The sequence below is a fragment of the Pseudomonas serbiensis genome (assembly GCF_030580745.1).
Lineage (GTDB): Bacteria > Pseudomonadota > Gammaproteobacteria > Pseudomonadales > Pseudomonadaceae > Aquipseudomonas > Aquipseudomonas serbiensis.
In genome coordinates this window covers 167021-185143 of record NZ_JAUQOO010000011.1, presented here as the reverse complement: position 1 = coordinate 185143, position 18123 = coordinate 167021, and the positions used below count along the sequence as shown (strand labels likewise).

The 18123-nt window shown below is 58.1% G+C and carries 14 protein-coding genes; 6 read left to right on the top strand and 8 right to left on the bottom strand.

The genetic code is table 11. The features are described from left to right. Positions 1–76: 76 nt before the first annotated feature. Complete coding sequence (locus tag Q6A51_RS16030) at positions 77–1093, top strand: transporter (protein WP_201019779.1); 1017 nt, start codon at positions 77–79, stop codon at positions 1091–1093. Here the strand turns inward: Q6A51_RS16030 and Q6A51_RS16025 are convergent. Further along, complete coding sequence (locus tag Q6A51_RS16025; protein WP_304575243.1) at positions 1087–2271, bottom strand: HlyD family secretion protein; 1185 nt, start codon at positions 2269–2271, stop codon at positions 1087–1089. The two genes, Q6A51_RS16030 and Q6A51_RS16025, sit on opposite strands and share 7 nt — an antisense overlap. Continuing rightward, on the bottom strand, positions 2268–3947 hold the full coding sequence (locus Q6A51_RS16020; RefSeq protein WP_304575242.1) for an MFS transporter: 1680 nt from the start codon (positions 3945–3947) through the stop codon (positions 2268–2270). Before Q6A51_RS16020 ends, Q6A51_RS16025 begins: the two co-directional genes overlap by 4 nt. A gap of 210 nt (positions 3948–4157) precedes the next feature. On the opposite strand from Q6A51_RS16020, the gene Q6A51_RS16015 reads away from it, so the two are divergent. Next, positions 4158–5252, top strand: a complete 1095-nt coding sequence (locus tag Q6A51_RS16015) for an enoyl-CoA hydratase/isomerase family protein (RefSeq protein WP_304575241.1) — start codon at positions 4158–4160, stop codon at positions 5250–5252. A gap of 3 nt (positions 5253–5255) precedes the next feature. Continuing rightward, positions 5256–6407: an acyl-CoA dehydrogenase family protein gene (locus Q6A51_RS16010; RefSeq protein WP_304575240.1), complete on the top strand. Its 1152-nt coding sequence runs from the start codon at positions 5256–5258 to the stop codon at positions 6405–6407. Between the two features lie 9 nt (positions 6408–6416). Here the strand turns inward: Q6A51_RS16010 and Q6A51_RS16005 are convergent, their stop codons facing one another. Together Q6A51_RS16005 and Q6A51_RS16000 are read right to left on the bottom strand one after the other, a co-directional pair. Continuing rightward, positions 6417–11597 (bottom strand): dermonecrotic toxin domain-containing protein, encoded by a 5181-nt coding sequence (locus Q6A51_RS16005; RefSeq protein WP_304575239.1) that lies wholly within the window; start codon positions 11595–11597, stop codon positions 6417–6419. A gap of 145 nt (positions 11598–11742) precedes the next feature. Then, positions 11743–12312 (bottom strand): NADPH-dependent FMN reductase, encoded by a 570-nt coding sequence (locus Q6A51_RS16000; RefSeq protein WP_304575238.1) that lies wholly within the window; start codon positions 12310–12312, stop codon positions 11743–11745. Between the two features lie 181 nt (positions 12313–12493). Here Q6A51_RS16000 and Q6A51_RS15995 point away from each other — a divergent pair, with 181 nt between their 5' ends. After that, positions 12494–12706, top strand: coding sequence for a hypothetical protein (locus tag Q6A51_RS15995; RefSeq protein ID WP_025259241.1), 213 nt, complete (start codon positions 12494–12496; stop codon positions 12704–12706). A 60-nt stretch (positions 12707–12766) separates the two neighbouring features. Here the strand turns inward: Q6A51_RS15995 and Q6A51_RS15990 are convergent, their stop codons facing one another. The 4 genes from Q6A51_RS15990 to Q6A51_RS15975 all read right to left on the bottom strand — a co-directional run bounded on the left by Q6A51_RS15990 (position 12767) and on the right by Q6A51_RS15975 (position 15475). Continuing rightward, entirely contained in the window at positions 12767–13318 is a 552-nt protein-coding gene (locus tag Q6A51_RS15990) for a GNAT family N-acetyltransferase (protein ID WP_304575237.1), read from the bottom strand. A 36-nt stretch (positions 13319–13354) separates the two neighbouring features. Next, positions 13355–14131, bottom strand: a complete 777-nt coding sequence (dnaQ, locus tag Q6A51_RS15985; RefSeq protein WP_304575236.1) for a DNA polymerase III subunit epsilon — start codon at positions 14129–14131, stop codon at positions 13355–13357. A gap of 79 nt (positions 14132–14210) precedes the next feature. Next, on the bottom strand, positions 14211–14663 hold the full coding sequence (gene rnhA, locus Q6A51_RS15980) for a ribonuclease HI (RefSeq protein ID WP_025259238.1): 453 nt from the start codon (positions 14661–14663) through the stop codon (positions 14211–14213). Positions 14664–14716: 53 nt separating this feature from the next. Continuing rightward, complete coding sequence (locus tag Q6A51_RS15975; protein ID WP_201019786.1) at positions 14717–15475, bottom strand: class I SAM-dependent methyltransferase; 759 nt, start codon at positions 15473–15475, stop codon at positions 14717–14719. 80 nt (positions 15476–15555) lie between these two features. Between Q6A51_RS15975 and gloB the strand changes: the two genes are divergently transcribed. Further along, positions 15556–16335: a hydroxyacylglutathione hydrolase gene (gloB, locus tag Q6A51_RS15970; RefSeq protein WP_304575235.1), complete on the top strand. Its 780-nt coding sequence runs from the start codon at positions 15556–15558 to the stop codon at positions 16333–16335. 98 nt (positions 16336–16433) lie between these two features. Then, positions 16434–18017, top strand: coding sequence for a lytic transglycosylase (locus tag Q6A51_RS15965; RefSeq protein WP_201019788.1), 1584 nt, complete (start codon positions 16434–16436; stop codon positions 18015–18017). The last annotated feature ends 106 nt before the right edge of the window (positions 18018–18123 follow it).

The window sequence follows — 18123 nt, the reverse complement described above, 5'->3', positions numbered from 1 at the left end:
CACAAATATGTAATACCGGCTTGTCATGATGCGCGCTTCACCTCCCCGCTCCGGGCAGGCTTGCACGTGGAAAGCCATGAACCACAGCATTGCGCGGCATCAGGATTCAGACCTTTTCGGCCTGCTTTATGGCTTTCGTTTTTGTCCGGGTGAGCGGGGTCGGGAAATCGATTCTGCCGCTGTCATGGATTACCTGCAAAACACCCCGGACAACGACGACTTCATCTGGCTGCACCTGAACCTGTCTCACGCGGCCTGCGAGCGCTGGATGAAAACCCATCTGGAACTGCCGGACGAGTTCTTCGAGGCCTTGAACGAAGGCTCGCGCTCGACCCGGATCGAACATATCGACTCGGCACTGCTGGCGGTGGTCAACGATGTAGTGTTCGACTTCAACATGCTGTCGACCGATATCTCGACCTTGTGGGTCTGTACACGCAGTCACTTGATGATCACAGCGCGCCTGCAACCCTTGCGCTCCGTCGACAAGCTGCGTTCTGCGGTCAAGCGTGGCGAGCAATTTCACTCACCCCTGGAGTTGCTGGCCCATCTGCTGAGCGATCAGGGCGAGGTACTGACCCAGTTCCTGCGCAAGACCAGCATCAGCGTGGACAAGATCGAAGACCAATTGCTGTCCCAGCGCCTGAGCAACAACCGCTCCGAACTCGGAGCGATGCGCCGGGTGCTGGTGCGTCTGCAACGTCTGCTGGCGCTGGAACCCGGTTCGCTGATGCGCCTGCTGCACCGCCCTCCCCACTGGCTGCGCGAAGAGGACATGCAGGCGTTGCGTCAATCGACAGAAGAGTCGGCCCTGGTCATCAGCGACCTGACGGCCCTGGGCGAGCGCATCAAACTGTTGCAGGAAGAGATCGCCGCCAACCTCAACGAGCAAAGCAGCCGCACCCTCTTCACCCTGACCGTGGTCACGGTGCTGGCCTTGCCGATCAACATCGTCGCCGGTTTCTTCGGCATGAACGTCGGCGGTATCCCGCTGGCCTCGGACCCAGAAGGATTCTGGATACTGGTGGCGCTGGTTGCGACCTTTACCCTGATTGCCGGTCGCTGGGCCTTTCGCAAGCGCGGGGATTACTGAGGGTCCGCTGGCACCTCGCCTTGCGATTGGGTATCGATACTGACCACCACCGACATCCCCGGCCTCAGGCGTTCGGCCGCTGGTTGATCGGGGTCGACAATGATACGTACCGGTATGCGCTGGGAGATTTTCACGAAGTTGCCCGTGGCGTTGTCGGCGGGCAGCAGGCTGAATTCCGAGCCGGCCGCAGGCGAGATACGTTGTACACGCCCGGTGAGCCGGGTGTTGTTCAAGGCATCGACGGTAAAGCTCACCGACTGGCCGAGACGCACATTGGCCATCTGGGTTTCCTTCATGTTGGCGATGATCCACAACCGGTTGGGGACCAGCGCCATCAATTGCGCACCCGAGTTCACATAAGCGCCCAGACGCACGCCAATCTGCCCCAATTGCCCGTCTCGGGGGGCCAGGATGCGGGTATTGTCCAGATCGATACGCGCCAGCTCGATGGCTGCCTGGGCGCTTTCCACCGAGGCCTGCAACGAGTCGCGATTGACGATCACTGTTTGCAGGTCCTCACGTGATATCTGCAACGCGGCCCTGGCCTCGGCCACTGCCGCAATGGCCTGGGCATCGGCAGCACGGGTGACGTCCAGTTCGCTGCGCGATACCGAGCCGTCAGTCACCAGCGCCTGATTGCGACGAAGGTCCGCCGCGCTCTTGCTGCCTTGGGCGATGCTGCTCTGCAAGGCCGCCTGACGCTGGGCAATGGTCGCTTCGGCACTGCGCCGTTGTTGCAGGTTATTGGCCAATGCGGCTTTCTGCACCGCCAGTTGCGCCATGGCCTGTTCCAGATTACGGCGATAGATGCGGTCATCCAGGCGCACCAGCAAGTCGCCGGCCTTGACGAACTGGAAGTCCTGCACCGGCACTTCATGCACATAACCGCTCAACTGCGGACCGATGATGGTCGTCTGGCCGCGAACCAGAGCGTTTTCGGTGCTCTGGATCGGGCTTTTGAACGGCGGCAGTTCCCAGGCATACAGCACGATCAGAACGCCCGCCAACGCGATGCCGGCAAAGATCGCCGACGAGATGATGCGCTTGCGCCTTGAGCGCGGTTCGGTGGTGGGTGGCGTGGTTACCGGAGGCGGCGGCGGAGTATCGGGCGCCTGAATGGCCTCATCATTGTCCTGAGAGCTGGGGGACGGTGTTTTTGGCTGGGTCGGTTCATTCATGAAAGGTTGGCGCCACGGCTAGGGACGGAAGGTGGAGTGACAGGTGAAGCAGGCGTCGGTGCAATGGGTCGGGTGGTCATTTTCAGCCACAGCATGCGGGCTGAAATCCAGATCATCGTCAGCACGGCGATCACTGCAATCAACATGAATACATCGTTATAGGCCAGAACATTGGCTTCGCGGGTCGCCAGTGTCGAAAGTGAGCGAATACCCTGGGTCGTGCGCAACGCGGGGTCGGCAATGGTCGAAGCATAACCGGCAGCGGCGCTTTGCAGGCGGGACTGCACCAGCGGGTCGATCAGGGTCAGGTGCTCGACCAGATGGCTGGAATGGAATTTCTCACGTACGACCTGAAAAGTGCCCAGAGCAGCCGCCCCGATCAGCCCGCCAATGTTCTGGGTGATCCCGAACAGCACGGAAAAACTCACCATGTTGCGCGGGTTGGCAATGACGCCACTGATGCCCAGCACCAGTGTCGGCCCCAGGAAAAACGTCCCTCCGAACGCCAGCAGAAACTGGCTGAAGTACATGTTCGATTGCCGGGTCAGGCTGGTGGAGCCGCTGTCCATCCAGGCTCCCACCGCCATCATGGCCAGGGAAATCAGCAGCGGCTTGATCAGGTGTGCAGGGTTGATGGTCAGGGCGCTGACCGCCAGACCGGCAATGCTGCCCAGTAGCATGACCAGATAAAGGGTATGCAACTGCTCGCTGCCCATGTTCAGCGTCTGCAGGAAACCCACGGCCCCCGTGGACTGCTCCGACAGCACGATGCGAAACAGGATCACCGCCAACCCCAGGCGCAGAATCGCGCCACTGCCCAGCCAGCGGGTAATCAGCAAAGGGTTGCTGCGATTATGCTCGATGGCCAGCCCCGCACAGATCAGCGCGATGGAAGCAGCAGAAGCGATGCCTATCCAGGGCGCTTCCAGCCACCACTCGATCCGCCCCAATGACAGCACCGCACACAACAGGGCAAAACCGCTGGCCAGCAGGCCAAAGGTCAGGAAGTCGAGTTTCTCGAACGCCTTGAAGCGATCACCGGGCGGCAGTTTGAGCATCAACACACAGCCCAGCGACAACAGCGCCATGCCCAGCTCGAACAGGTACAAACCTCGCCACTCGGCAATCTGTAACAGGTCTTCGGACACCAGTCGCGCCAGCGGCGTCGCCAGTTGCGCTGTACCGAGCCCGAGTACCAATGCCTTGAGCCGCCACTTCTGGGGGAAGGCCTGGATCATGTAATACAGCCCGAGAGTGCTGAGCGCGGCGCCCACCATGCCATGGGCCGCACGCACCGCAACCGCCGACTCGATGTCATTGACGAACAAGTGGGCCAGAGTCACCAGCGAATAGAGCACCAGGAACAACTCGGTGAAGGCGCGCAGGCCAAACTGCTGGCGAAACTTAACCAGCAGCAGGTTCATGGACACGTTGGTCATGACGTAGGCCGCCGGTAACCAGGCAATGTCCGCAGAAGTAGCGCCCAGTGCGCCTTGCAGATAAGGCAGGTTGGCGACCACTAGCGCATTGCCCAGTCCGCCGGTCAGGGCAACGATGACACCCACCAGTGCGAAGGCCCAACGCCTGCGCGTGGAGTGCAGGGGCGTGGAAGGCGAGCCCGGCATGGTCGGCCGCTCATGGGGCTGCCATTGGCGGGGAGCGTATTTATCGTTCATGGATTCCTTTCTGGGGTTTCGCGAATGAATTCGCGCCCGTTCAAGCACTGTAGGAGCGAATTTATTCGCGAAAGGTCCAAACAACAGCTGGCAAATTGCTGCTTCAGACTATGCTTAAGCGCAATTTTGTTTTGCTCATTGGCGCTGTTAGGATCTGCTTCACGCTAAAAATAATAAGTAGAAGAAGAGCAAACGAACAAGGAGTTCAGAATGAGTTCACAGGTGTCACCCGCTCTCTCGGTTCGCAAGCCCAGCCAGAAACCGATTCTGGTCGAGGTGCGCAATCATATCGGCCATCTCACTCTGAATCGTCCCGCCAGCCTGAACGCCATTGACCTGGAAATGATTCGCACCCTGCAACGCCAGCTCGATACCTGGGCCGAAGACCCCACGGTATATGCCGTGGTATTGCGTGGCGCGGGCAGCAAGGCGTTTTGTGCCGGTGGAGATATCCGCTCGCTGTATGAAAGTTACAAGAGCGGACAGAACCAGCACCAGACATTTTTCGTCGAAGAGTATGCGCTGGATCTGGCGATCCATGATTACCGAAAACCGGTACTGGCCCTGATGGATGGCCTGGTACTGGGCGGTGGCATGGGGCTGGTTCAGGGGGCCGACCTGCGGGTGGTTACCGAGCGCAGCCGGCTGGGCATGCCGGAAGTGGCCATCGGTTATTTTCCGGACGTCGGCGGCAGTTATTTTCTGCCACGCCTTCCCGGCGAGCTGGGGACTTACCTGGGGCTTACCGGCACCCAGATCGGAGCGGCCGACGCCTTGTATTGCGGCCTTGCCGACTGGTCCATGAAAAGCGAAATGCTGCCTCGACTGGACCATATGCTCGACCACCTGAAATGGAAGTCCACGCCTCTCAAGGATCTGCAGGGAGCCATGGCAAAGCTGGCCACTCAGCGCCTGCCTTCTCCGCCACTGGAAGCCTTGCGGCCAGCCATCGACCACTTCTTTGGATTGCCGGATTTACCGAGCATCATCGAGCAATTGCAGCAGGTTACGGTCGCCAACACTCATCAGTGGGCACTGGAAACCGTCCGGCTGATGCAGAACCACTCTCCCCTGGCGATGGCCGTGACCCTGGAGATGATCCGCCACGGTCGGCATCTGTCACTGCAATCCTGCTTTGCCATGGAGCTGCATCTGGATCGACTGTGGTTCAAGCATGGAGACCTGATCGAAGGCGTACGCGCCCTGATCATCGACAAGGACAGGAGGCCGCAATGGAACCCTTCCAGCGTGCAGGGTCTGAACCCCGAGCATGTGCAGGGTTTCTTCAGCAGTCTGGAGGCGTGAATCATGCACGATATCGAACTCACTGAAGAGCAGGTGATGATCCGCGACATGGCGCGAGACTTCGCCTGCAACGAGATAGCGCCACATGCCCAGGCCTGGGAAAAGGCTGGCTGGATAGACAATGCTCTGGTCGAAAAGCTCGGAGAACTGGGCTTGCTGGGCATGATCGTGCCCGAACAATGGGGCGGGACTTATATCGATTACGTGGCCTATGCCCTGGCGGTCGAAGAAGTCTCCGCCGCCGACGCCGCCACCGGCACGCTGATGAGCGTCCACAGTTCGGTAGGCTGCGGCCCCATCCTCAATTACGGCAACGAAGAACAGAAGCAGACCTGGCTGGCGAAACTGGCCAGCGGCAAGGCTATCGGCTGTTTCTGCCTGACCGAACCCCACGCCGGTTCCGAAGCGCATAACCTGCGCACCCGCGCCGAGTTGCAGGGGGATCACTGGGTCATCAACGGTTCCAAACAATTCGTCAGCAACGGCAAGCGTGCGCAACTGGCAATCGTGTTTGCCGTAACCGATCCCGAACTGGGCAAGAAAGGCCTTTCAGCCTTTCTGGTGCCCACAGATAACCCGGGCTTCGTGGTTGATCGCAGCGAACACAAGATGGGCATTCGCGCCTCGGACACCTGCGCCGTGACGCTCAACGATTGTCGGATTCCCGCAGCCAGCCTGCTGGGCGAACGCGGCAAGGGCCTGGCCATTGCCTTGTCGAACCTGGAAGGCGGGCGTATCGGAATTGCCGCGCAGGCATTGGGAATAGCCCGCGCCGCATTCGAGGCTGCACTGGCCTATGCCCGGGAGCGGGTGCAGTTCGACAAGCCGATTATCGAGCACCAAAGCGTGTCAAACATGCTCGCCGACATGCACACGCGCATCAACGCAACACGACTGCTGGTCCTGCATGCCGCCCGCTTGCGCAGTGCAGGTCTGCCCTGCCTGTCCGAAGCCTCGCAGGCCAAGCTGTTCGCCTCGGAAATGGCCGAGTGGGTCTGCTCCAAGGCGATACAGATTCATGGTGGCTATGGCTATCTGGAGGACTACCCCGTGGAGCGCTATTACCGGGATGCCCGCATTACCCAGATCTATGAAGGTTCAAGTGAAATTCAGCGCCTGTTGATTGCCAGGGAACTACGCCATTATCTGGTTTAGGCCTGACGCTCAGGTGAACCGCTGTCGCCCCAGCAAGGAGATCAGCAAGGTAACCGAGTCGGCATTACTGAGCATGACATCGGTGCGTTTCTGGATATCGGCATAGAACACTTCCCTGGCCTCCTCTAGGGTTCTCTTGCCGGTTATACGCAGGATCGCGTTCTTTGCATCCCCTCGCCTCAGATCCTTCCAGTCATCATTTTCAATCTGCTTGAACAACTGGCTGCGATCGGTCTGGTAGGACAGGGATTTCTGTTGCTGGATGATCTGTTCGTTCTTGATGCGTAGCCGATAGCCCGGAGCATCTTCCAGCAAGTCGACAAAGGGGGCATAGGAATCCACGTAGGCAATATCTTCGGTACCTGCAACCAGATGGGACAATTCATGAATCAGAATCGTCGCACGGTAATGGTCGCCATAGTTGAAACTGCCCGACCTGATGACCTTGACCTTGAAGCGATAGCGGGGCAAACGAAAAAACTGCTCGGTCAGAAAAATCCTTTTCAAAGGGTCTTTGGAAAAGACAAAGGCACTGGATGTCTCATTCCCTCTTTTATTGAATCCGACGATATAACGCTGCGAATTGATGGGCGACAATGACGGGGAAATCAGCTCTTCGTAGATGGGTGTCACGACTTGCTTGACCGCATCGTACAGGCGCGTATCCGGATGCCTGGCATCAAAGAAGCTGGCGACAATATGTTCGACACGAGGATCGAGCGTGCCCTCTGCAGAGCGCCGGTTAAGATTATCAAGGCAGTTTTCCAGGTAACGACGAGCCTGAGTATGCCCCTGCTCGATACATTGCGCCCTGTCACGGTAGATCTGACGAATCTCGTGTATGCCGCGGGCATCGACGACCAGACTCTCACTGACTTCCATTTCCACCAGGTTGTTTTTCATGCGGGTAACAACGCCACCGCCGCCCTTGAGGCCACCCTGCAATTGCAGTGCCCAGTGCTGGTTAGTATCAAGCTTGATGGAAGGTCCGACCTTGTCCTGCATGACGATAAACCAACCGTCCTTGCTGGACTGGACCTGATAGACCTTGCCATTGACGGCGGCGTACTGCCTGCCCGTATTCTCATCCCTGGAAACGTTGAGCACTTCATCCTTGCGGAGCGCGTTCAGAGCGACGTCATGTACCTCGAACGCACTCAGGCGGCTGCGTAATTCCTCGGTAAGCGCATTGGTGCTCCAGGAAAACTCAGGGAAGGACGTGGACTCTGCAGACCCGACTGTCACCTCCTCTTCGGATAAAAGACCTTTATGTGGTTCTTGCCGGGATGAAATCAGCACGCTCAAACCTGCTGCAAGTTCCGATACGGCCTTGCCCCACCTCTGCTCGCCAATGGAAACAGCCGAAGAGTGAAACAGATCGCGGCTCTGCCATACACCGACCAACGCACCGAGACGCCCCGGCACGAATGCCAGTACTTGTTCAACCGCAAGGCCGAACAAGTACTTTGACGAGGTGCGCCGGTTCTCGTCATTGGTAACGCTTTGCTGACGTATATCGAACTTGAAAGCCTCAAGAACCCCCGGTAACAGATACTCCAGCGCATTCCCCTCGCAGGGCTCCAGCATGAAAGTCACCGGCAGCGGGCGCTCAAAGGGAAGGCCCATCGAGTCTTCAATGCTGAAAGGCAGATGTGGCTCGTGAAAGCCACCATGGTCATAGATGTGGCGCATGGTCGGGTCAATGCGGTCAAGGACATACGTCTGGAGACTGCCGGAAGTACACAGGTCGGTCACCAGAGCTGCCTGGTCGGCATACTCTCTGAATGTCCACTGCTCGCACAGCGGCGCATAGATCACCCAGGGCCCCGGCTGCTGCGAAGCTTTAGGAGTAATCACGTAAACGCCAAGAACCGGAGTCGGCTCCCAGCCTTTGGGAGCGGGCAGGATCAGCAAGGGACTCAGCACCACGTCCCACCCACGGACCGGCAAGCGGGCAATACCGTCAGGCATATTGAATACAGACTCGATAAAGTCATATGCCTCAGCCGACAGCTTGTTCCTGAGTTTGAGTACAAATGCCTTCAAGACCTCTGTAACCGGAATCTGCTCGGCAAAGTTACTCTTGCGCACAAGATGGGAAGGGCTACGGTTATCGAGCGCCGAATCGACCAGTTGCCGATAGTCGGTAGCGACATCCAGCGACTGCAACAAGTCTCGAATGTATTCGGGGGTCAACGACGCGCTCAAAGGGCTGCCGTCCTTGTGCGCAATGGAAATGACGCCATCCTGTATGGATGAAAAGCGGTTGATGGAAAAATCGGTGAGCGTTTCGCTTATTTTCTGAGTTGCTGCGGGTATGCCTTGGGGTGTCTGGCCGGTCGCAACAATCGCGGGTACATAGTGCGTCAGGGTCACGATCAGTTGATCGGAGTCCAGATTCGCGCCCGGAAAATCGACCGAAAGCCTCTCGCTCAGCTTTTCCTTTGCATGGTCACGAATATCGGGAATATCAAACAGGAAATCTTCGTGCGTACTGCTGGAGATATAAAAACGCTGCACCAGATTGGTAAGCGTAATCAGGTCATCAAACGAAGATTCGGTCACCCAGGTCGGCGCAATGGCTTTATAGATCAACACCTGAAGAGCCGCGCCCAGATCATTCACTGCCTGACGGGTTCCATCGTCGCGCTCGGTAACCGCGAGCGCTTTGCCAAACAGATCTGGGGTCAGGCCCCAGGTCTGCGCCCGGTTGTAGATAAAATTCACGGTCATCCGCTGTCGCTGGTTTTCAGCCTCCTGTAGCGCGTGAACCAGATGCCCCTCAATCACCTGGAACATGACACGGATACCCAATTCGCCAGGTCGCTCAAGGTACTTGAGCAATGCATGCCTGTCCGCCCCGGACAAGAGTTCAAGCACATTATCGATCCTGTCCACACGTCTCAGGCAGGCCAGCAAATTGTCTGCCAGTGCCTGGCGAGAATCGAATTTCGTCAGACCGTTCAACATTGTCCACAGAACATTGGAGCCGGGTTGCCGGGGGTTGTAGAGCACGAAAGCATTCGCCAGTGGAATCGGTGGCAGATCCGGCTCGTAATGCAATGACAGCATGCAGACCTCGACCCGCTCATCGCCCAGTACCTCGCGCAGGTGCGGCAGCGGTCTGTCCAGCACTTGCTGGAGCATATCCAGGACCTTCGTATCGAATACTTCCAGATGCCGTTCCAGAGAGAGTTCCAGACGTAGAGCGTCTTCACGGGAATGAGCCGCCCATACGCCAGGGTGTATTTGCGTATCGAGTCGACGAGTCGGCAGAGAATAGAAGTCTCGCTGCTGGCGGTCATAACGCTCTGCAAAATCGGGCAGTATCCATTTGAGCATCGACTCGAATAACGTCAGCGGCAAACGGATCTCGGGTTGATTCTGAAGCGCAGCGGCCTGCCCTTTCACCACCGTTCCGTCCAGGAGCGGTACAAGGCCTGGTTGACTGACCCGTTGAAGAGCCAGCGAAACCAGTCGAATCGCGGGCTCGCCGGAGCTGGCCCTCACGACCCAGAGTTCACGCGCATCCAGAGGTTCACCGCCGATCAGTGCCAGATAGCGATCAAGTGCATGACGCATGCACGTCTCCACTCCCGAATGCAGCGTGGCCAGACGCTCCATTCGCGCATCGAGGCTGATCATTCTGTCAGCCCAGGCTTGCAGTACGGGGTAATCGTGATCCCCTTGATCGACCGTCGGGACCGAAGGCAAGTGATCCCAGAGCGGCTCGAATTCAATCTGCCCGGCCTGCCAGCGTCCAGAATCGCGCAGGCGCAACAGCCGGGCATCCAGCAGGCCACGCACATCGAGCGCATCGTCGACCCGGACCGATGCCTTTTGATAAACGATTGCCGGCAGGCCCAGCACATAACGAACATTGCGCTTCTGCAAGCCGATGATCGACCTGATGAATTCGGGGAACCATGGAACAGTCAGTGCATCCACACGCAGCTTGAGCGGGCCTTGCATGTCGATCAGGGGGTGATCGTCCAGCGAGGAAAAACTCAGCAGTTCGGCTCGCCCCTGAACACTGGAGAAATGCTCGCTGATCTGCTTCCTGTCAACGTAATGCCTGAACCCGTACAACGATGAAAACAGATACAGCACCGGTAACTGCTCGACCCGAAACTCGATCAGGAATACACCGACCAGCTTGACCGGCTCCTGATCACCGATACTGACAGCCAGCCTGCTGACCGTGACCGATTTCAAATCCTCAGGCGCACCGGGATACGGCAGCAGTGAACTCAGATGACGGCATTCGTGTCCCGTCAGCGCCCCTTGTTCTGTACCGGTCAACAAGGTCTGGCGCAAGGACTCGGCCAGGGCATGGGCGACAACATCTCGTAGCGTGCGGCCATCATTCGTAACCTGACTCCAGTACTCATCCAGCAACTGCTCGTACGTATCGGTGACGATAGACCTCAACTCATCGAGCGCCTGGACGTATGGCTGCGCCTGGACCGGGGTCAGAATCCGGCCTTGAGCATCCAGAAATCTCAGGACAAGCCCTTTTCCAGGCTCTTCACCCGCATATTTATGGGTCGCGACCTCGACCAGTGTCTGGGTGCATGCCACCAGACTGGTCGTCATGACGCTTTCGGATGAGCGTTCCTCGACGATTTGCACGGGATGGTGGAAGACATCGATATCATTGCCGGGCAGAAGCTGTGCAAGCCTTTGCTGCAAGGCTTTACCGAGCGCAGTCTGCAGGGACGGCATGCCGTGCAGTCGTTCGGACAACTGATCAAGATGCTGCACCTGTTGCTGGACAACAGACTGCATCTGAACCTCGAACAGCGGGCCATCGATCAAGCGCGCATCGACCTCCAGCGACATTTCCCGGATCTCGTCGAACCTTTTCTTGAGGCTGACGAGCAACGCAGCCCTGCTCTTGAAACGCTCGATACCGAACAACAAGGTACTCAGGAACACCGGAGCTTTGCTGTCCTGCGTATCGCTTATCAATAATGCGCCGGCCAGCTCAGCGTTGGGCGTGGAGCCATCATCCATGACCAGCCTGTCGACACGGGGAGGAGGCACGTCCGACTTGCCGGTTTCGCCCACCAGTCGCTGTAGCCATCTGCCCTCGTCGCCCCGGATACGGGATGTGTCGATTGCCGCCTTGATACTCTGCTCGAATCGCACTTTGAGCGACTCGCTGAAAAAATACGGGGGTGATGACATGTGCCATTTCCTTTTCATGAAATCTCGCCACACGCCGGATGACCGGCGCAGGCAAGGAAAAGAAACAGCTTATGGAGGGCGTCGAAATGGCTGCGTTACATAAAGCAATTGATTGCCGGATATTGAAATGAAGCCTCGAGCAATGTCAGTTGGCGGTGACCTTGCTGTTTTTCTCTACCCAGACAGCGTAGGCATTGATGAAGGTTTGCAGGAACGGCCGGGTCTTCTCCGACAGCGTACCGGCCTCGTCGAAAAAGGTACCTGCATTGCCCAGATAGGCTTCGGGCTGTTGCAGGCAAGGAACGTCCAGAAACACCAGTGACTGGCGCAAATGGTGATTGGCACCAAAACCACCGATCGCGCCGGGTGAAGCACTGATCACCGCGCCCGGCTTGCCACTGAAAGCACTTTTGCCATAAGGCCGCGAGCCCACGTCAATGGCATTCTTCAGGGCGCCTGGCACTGAACGGTTATATTCCGGGGTAACGAACAACAGGCCGTCTGCGGCTGCAAGCTGTTCGCGAAATCTCGTGTAGGCCTGCGGGGCCGAAGCGCCATCAATGTCTTCGTTGTACAGCGGCAGGTCACCGATCTCGACGATGTTCAGCTTCAGTGTGTCAGGGGCCAGATCAGCCAATGCGAGCGCGATCTTACGGTTGATGGAATCTTTTCTCAGACTGCCGACCAATACGGCGATGGAGTGAACCTGGCTCATGGAGATATCCGTCATCTGATTCAAGGAACCATCAGGTATAGCCCAAGTCATGTTCAAGAGGCGAATGGAATAGCCCACTATTTTTTCGTGCCCGCCAAACTCACCTATGAATCAGTGGTCTACAAGCCTCGGTGGATTCTTAATCCAACGGTTATCTTCAGTTTCAGAGGTTACAAAGCAGATGGCTTCAGTTCTCGTCGGACAGTTTCATGCAAGAGATGCGGCAGGCCGTATCTACCCGGTGCATGAATTCCAGGAATCACAGCCTGATGAGGCTGACGGCAAGGAGCCTGTCAAAACGTATCGCCTGGCTATCGGAGACAGGGTCAACCATTTAGGCGGGGATGATTTTGAAGTGATCCAGTCCGGCGTGAAGATGACCCGAATCCCATAACATCCGTGTGCAGGTGTGGGACCGGATTTATCCGGGAAGATATTTCTTCGCTCCCACCCTTCAGGGAAATATCAGATACCAGAAAATCGCTGTCTCACGAGTCTGCGGGTCGATGCTGCGGTAACGCATGTGATCGAAACCTCCCACCACATACCCGCACCGCTCATACAGCCTGCAGGCCGCCAGATTATTGTTCTGGGTTTCGAGCATTATCCCCGGCAGATTGCGCTGGCGGCTCCAGAACTGCGCCACATCCAGCAAGGATCGGGCAACCCCGCAACGACGTGCCGACTCGTCGACCGCCAGCTCATCGATATGGGCAAAACCATTCCAGTGGGTACTGAGCACGATATGCCCGACCGCCTGCTCTCCCAGCCAGGCGACCAGCACCGTACTGTCGGCGGCGTCGCGGTAATCGCAGAATTCCTGTGAGTCGATGCCGTAGTTCTTGAGATAAGGCTCTACCGAATCGATGACCCAGGACTCGACACTCTGCCCCACGACCACCCGGGCATAACCCTGGACCGTGAAGGTGAATTCGCTGTTGAGGATATAGTCCTCGAAGCATTCGTCTGCGACACGAATGCTCAGAAAGGGGTTTGCTGCCGTCATCTCACCGCTGCCATGCTGGTGCAAACCATGGCCCGGTCAGGACGAAGCCTGAGCCTTGGCCTCTTGCAACTGAACCCACAACGGCGGCGCGCCTGCCGCCTTGGCAATAATGGCCAGGCGTGCTTCATGCTCTGCCAGTTCACTTTCGGTCGCACGAATGATGCGCGACGGCTGACGGCCGGACAGGCGGCGAATCTCGCTGCCGCGGTTGGCATTCCCACCACTGGAGCCGTTGTCATCGCTCGCGTTACCGGCCAGAGACAGGCTGGTCTGCCCACCGGTCATGGCCAGATAGACATCGGCCAGGATCTCGGAGTCGAGCAATGCGCCGTGCAGCTCACGGCCCGAGTTGTCTACGCCATAGCGCTTGCACAAGGCATCGAGGCTGTTGCGCTGGCCCGGGTGACGCTCACGGGCCATCAACAGCGTATCGAGCACCGAGCAATGCTGGGTGATATCGGCCTTGTCGTGCGCGCCCATCAACGCGAATTCGTTGTTGATGAAGCCAACGTCGAACGCCGCGTTATGGATGATCAGCCGGGCGCCCTTGATGAACTCGAAGAATTCTTCGGCGACTTCATTGAAGCGCGGTTTGCCAACCAGAAATTCGTTGGTGATACCGTGAACGCCAATCGCACCTTCATCGCTCTCGCGATCAGGTTGCAGATAGACGTGAAAATGCCGCCCGGTCAGGCGGCGGCCAATCAACTCGACGCAACCGATCTCGATGATGCGGTGGCCGTCGGTGACGGGCATACCGGTGGTTTCGGTATCGAGTACTACGGATCTGTTATCTGTGTTTTGCACTGCCATTGACTGTTGCCTCGTCTACAGGCCGCGATCTTAGCACGCTGCAAGGCCGGATGAGCCGTTCAGCTCATCGGGCAAACGGTCAGCCCTGCTTGATGCCGCGCACCTCATCCACACCACGGTTGGCCAACTGGTCGGCACGCTCGTTGCCGGGATGGCCGATATGGCCACGCACCCACTGCCACTTCACGGTATGACGGCTGACCTGTTCGTCCAGTTGCTGCCAGAGGTCGGCATTCTTGACCGGCTCCTTGGCAGCGGTTTTCCAGCCGCGCTTCTTCCAGTTGACCATCCATTCGGTGATGCCTTTCATGACGTATTGCGAGTCCGTCACCAGGGTCACTTCGCAAGGACGCTTGAGTTCTTCCAGGCCGCGAATGGCACCGGTCAGCTCCATGCGGTTATTGGTGGTATTGGCCTCGCCGCCCCACAATTCCTTTTCGACGCCCTTGTAGATGAGCAATGCACCCCAGCCGCCGGGGCCAGGGTTGCCCTTGCAGGCGCCATCAGTGAAGAGTTCAACGCTTTCGCTCATTACGACCGTTCCAGAATCAAGGGATTATTCGGGCAGGACGACAGGCCAGACCATCAAGGTTGCGGCGTGTTGCGGTTGACCTTGGCCATCGGCAACGGGATCAGCTTGCCCATCGGCTCGCGACGGACCTGACGCAAGGGGCGCAAGCCAACCACCAGTTTGCGCGCCACCAATAGATAGAAGCCGCCGCCCGGACTTTGCCGCCCCTCACCGAGGCTTTCCAGACCGCTGAAGCGTGCCTGCCATGCTGCCGAAGAAAGGGGCGGACGATAACACCCGAAGCGCCGCTTCTCCAGTGCGAACCCCAGCAGGTTCAGCCAGTCGGCGACACGGGACGGTGAAATGCAGCGCGCCTTGCGCAAGGCATCGCGAGCGAAGACATGCCGTAAACCCCAGGTGCTCCAGGGGTTGATACCGATAATCAGCAGGTGCCCGCCCGGCCTGACGCTGCTGGCGGCTTCGCGCAGCAGGCCATGGGGCGAAAGGCAGAAATCCAGGCCATGCTGCAGGACCACCACATCGGCGGCATGCTCGCTCAATGGCCAGGCTTCTTCTTCGCAGACGATCTCTACGCCGGGCAGCGGCGCGCCAAGCCTGACATTGCGTTGTACCTGCTTCGCCACGGGCGGGTTTTCGGCAGATGGCCCGTAATGCACAAGATAACCACCGAAATAACGCCCCAGTTCGTCTTCGAGAATCCGACGCTCCTCCTCAAGCAGGAGTTGTCCCAACGGCCCGGACAGCCACTTGCGGGCGGCCTGGATCAAAGCAAGCCATTCAGGATCGGCCTGGGCGAACGCTTCATCGGTCATTTGAGGTCTCCTTGGGGGTTCGCTTGCAGCCGTATCAAAGACTAAGATGCACCATTGTTTCCCGATGTGCGAACTGCGCCATGATACAGATCCACGCCCTGCACGCTTTCAACGATAACTACATCTGGTTGTTACAAGACCTTTCCACTCAACGCTGCGCAGTGGTCGATCCGGGTGATGCGCAGCCAGTACTCGACTGGCTGGAGCACAATCCCGGCTGGCAACTGACCGATATCCTGATCACTCATCATCACAACGACCATGTCGGTGGTGTCGTGCAGCTCAAGCAGGCCACTGGCGCCAGAGTGCTCGGCCCGGCCACGGAAAACATCCCCGCCCGTGACATCGCGCTGGTGGACAACGACAGGGTATCCGTTCTGGGCCTGGATTTCGCGGTCCATGCCGTCCCGGGCCATACCCTTGGCCATATCGCCTTTTATCACGATGACGCGACGGCTCCCGTGCTGTTCAGTGGCGATACCCTTTTTGCCGCTGGCTGCGGACGCCTTTTTGAAGGGACGCCGCAGCAGATGCATGATTCCCTGAGCCGACTGGCGGCCTTACCCAACAGCACGCTGATCTACTGCGCCCATGAATACACACTGAGCAACCTGCGTTTCGCCCAGGCCGTGGAACCCGAAAATCGGGATATTGCCGAACGTCTGGCGCAAGTCAGCCAATGGCGCAGTGAAAATCGTATCAGCCTGCCTTCCAATCTAGCTCTGGAACGACGCACAAACCCCTTCCTCAGGGTCCGGGAAACATCTGTTAAAGAAAAAGCGGACGAACGGACCGGCCGTGAAAACAGCTCGCCGAGCGAGGTTTTTGCTAGCTTGAGGGCTTGGAAAGATACGTTCTAAAGCGCGTGGAATCGGCACGAAAATTCTGAAAGGTTGACCGTTGGGGGGACGCTTTCTAGAATCGCCCGACATTTTCGCCTGGAAGTCCCCCCCAGCCAATGTCGTCACTTACACGCAAACACCTAAATTCGGACGCATTGACTCGGTTGGCTCAGGCTGTGGCTGTAGCCGCGAGTGCGCTACTGGCAGGCTGCCAGACCACAAGTCATGTGGAGCCAAGCAGCACTTACCGCACGCCCAACCTGTCCACCGGCATCAAGCAAAAACCCATCTTCATTACCCAGACGCCAAACCAGTCGGCCCCGCCCCAGGATATCTGGGACCGGATGCGCCAGGGTTTCCAGTTGCAACAGAACAACGACCAGAACCCCCGTATCGATCAGCAGCGCCTGTGGTTCGCCAACAACCCGTCCTTTCTTGAAAACGCGGGCGAGCGCGGCAGCCTCTATATGCACTACATCGTCGAGCGCCTGGAAGAACGCAACATGCCGCTTGAGCTGGCCCTGCTGCCAGTGATCGAAAGCGCCTACAACCCGATGGCGATCTCCCGCAGCCAGGCTGTAGGCCTGTGGCAGTTCATCCCGTCCACGGGGCGCTACTTCAATCTGCGCCAGACCAGCTTCTATGACGGTCGACGCGATATCCAGGCGTCCACCGTGGCGGCAATGGATTACCTGACCAAACTGCATGACATGTTCAACGGCGACTGGCTGTTGGCACTGGCGGCCTACAATGCGGGCGAAGGCACAGTCAGCCGCGCCATCGAACGCAACGAGAAGCTCGGCCTGCCAACGGACTACTGGAACCTGCCGCTGCCTCAGGAAACACGCGACTATGTGCCCAAGCTGCTGGCACTTTCCCAGGTGGTTCTGTCGCCGGATGCCTATGGCGTCAACCTGAACCCGATTGCCAACGAACCCTATTTCGAAGTCGTCGAGCTCAACAAGCGTGTCGATCTGTCCAAGGTCGCAAGCCTGGCCAATATCGACGAAGACGAACTCATCCAGCTCAACCCGGCCTTCAAGAAGCGCCTGACCATTGATGGCCCTCAGCATTTGCTGGTGCCGACTTCAAAGGCGCACATACTGACAGCAAGCCTGTCGGCCATGAAGTCCGAAGAACTGACCGCATGGCAACCCTACCGCGTACGTCGTGGCGATACGCTCGAAAGCCTTGCCAGCCGTTATCAGGTGCCGGTCAGCTCGATCAAGAGCAACAACAGGCTGGCTGGCAACAAACTCAAGGCCGGTCAGTCCTTGAGCATTCCGGTCCAGCCGGGCATGAAGTCTTCGCAGCCTGTGTTCGAGGAGCTGGCCAGCAACGACAAACCGGCCACCAGCCGCAGCTACAAGGTCAGGAATGGCGACAACCTGTCGAGCATCGCTCAGGCCCACAAGGTTGATGTCGAAGAGTTGCAGCGCTGGAACAAGCTGTCCGGCAACAAGCTCAAGATTGGCCAGACGCTGATCGTTCAGGGCGGCAAGGCCGAGAAAGCAGCCACTGCAACGGCCAGCGCCGAGCCCGAAAAGAAATCCATGCAGTACAAGATCCAGAAAGGCGACTCGATGTATCTGGTCGCCAAGCGCTTCAACGTCGAGATGAAGCATCTCAAGCGCTGGAATCCACGTACCGGTCAGGCCCTTAAACCCGGCCAGACCCTGACTGTCTACCTGCCTCATTGATGACGCCGGCCACCTGCCCTGAAGCAACCTCGGGGCAAGTGGTCGTCCAGACCATCGCTCCCGCATTGCCGGCGGTCTTTTTCCAATCCGGACAAGCTGTTACTGT

Excerpts from the sequence above, each read along its gene's own strand:
- Q6A51_RS16030 (WP_201019779.1), top strand. The coding sequence starts at position 77 with ATGAACCACAGCATTGCGCGGCATCAGGATTCAGACCTTTTCGGCCTG.
- Q6A51_RS16025 (WP_304575243.1), bottom strand. The coding sequence starts at position 2,271 with ATGAATGAACCGACCCAGCCAAAAACACCGTCCCCCAGCTCTCAGGAC.
- Q6A51_RS16020 (WP_304575242.1), bottom strand. The coding sequence starts at position 3,947 with ATGAACGATAAATACGCTCCCCGCCAATGGCAGCCCCATGAGCGGCCG.
- Q6A51_RS16015 (WP_304575241.1), top strand. The coding sequence starts at position 4,158 with ATGAGTTCACAGGTGTCACCCGCTCTCTCGGTTCGCAAGCCCAGCCAG.
- Q6A51_RS16010 (WP_304575240.1), top strand. The coding sequence starts at position 5,256 with ATGCACGATATCGAACTCACTGAAGAGCAGGTGATGATCCGCGACATG.
- Q6A51_RS16005 (WP_304575239.1), bottom strand. The coding sequence starts at position 11,597 with ATGTCATCACCCCCGTATTTTTTCAGCGAGTCGCTCAAAGTGCGATTC.
- Q6A51_RS16000 (WP_304575238.1), bottom strand. The coding sequence starts at position 12,312 with ATGAGCCAGGTTCACTCCATCGCCGTATTGGTCGGCAGTCTGAGAAAA.
- Q6A51_RS15995 (WP_025259241.1), top strand. The coding sequence starts at position 12,494 with ATGGCTTCAGTTCTCGTCGGACAGTTTCATGCAAGAGATGCGGCAGGC.
- Q6A51_RS15990 (WP_304575237.1), bottom strand. The coding sequence starts at position 13,318 with ATGACGGCAGCAAACCCCTTTCTGAGCATTCGTGTCGCAGACGAATGC.
- dnaQ (WP_304575236.1), bottom strand. The coding sequence starts at position 14,131 with ATGGCAGTGCAAAACACAGATAACAGATCCGTAGTACTCGATACCGAA.
- rnhA (WP_025259238.1), bottom strand. The coding sequence starts at position 14,663 with ATGAGCGAAAGCGTTGAACTCTTCACTGATGGCGCCTGCAAGGGCAAC.
- Q6A51_RS15975 (WP_201019786.1), bottom strand. The coding sequence starts at position 15,475 with ATGACCGATGAAGCGTTCGCCCAGGCCGATCCTGAATGGCTTGCTTTG.
- gloB (WP_304575235.1), top strand. The coding sequence starts at position 15,556 with ATGATACAGATCCACGCCCTGCACGCTTTCAACGATAACTACATCTGG.
- Q6A51_RS15965 (WP_201019788.1), top strand. The coding sequence starts at position 16,434 with ATGTCGTCACTTACACGCAAACACCTAAATTCGGACGCATTGACTCGG.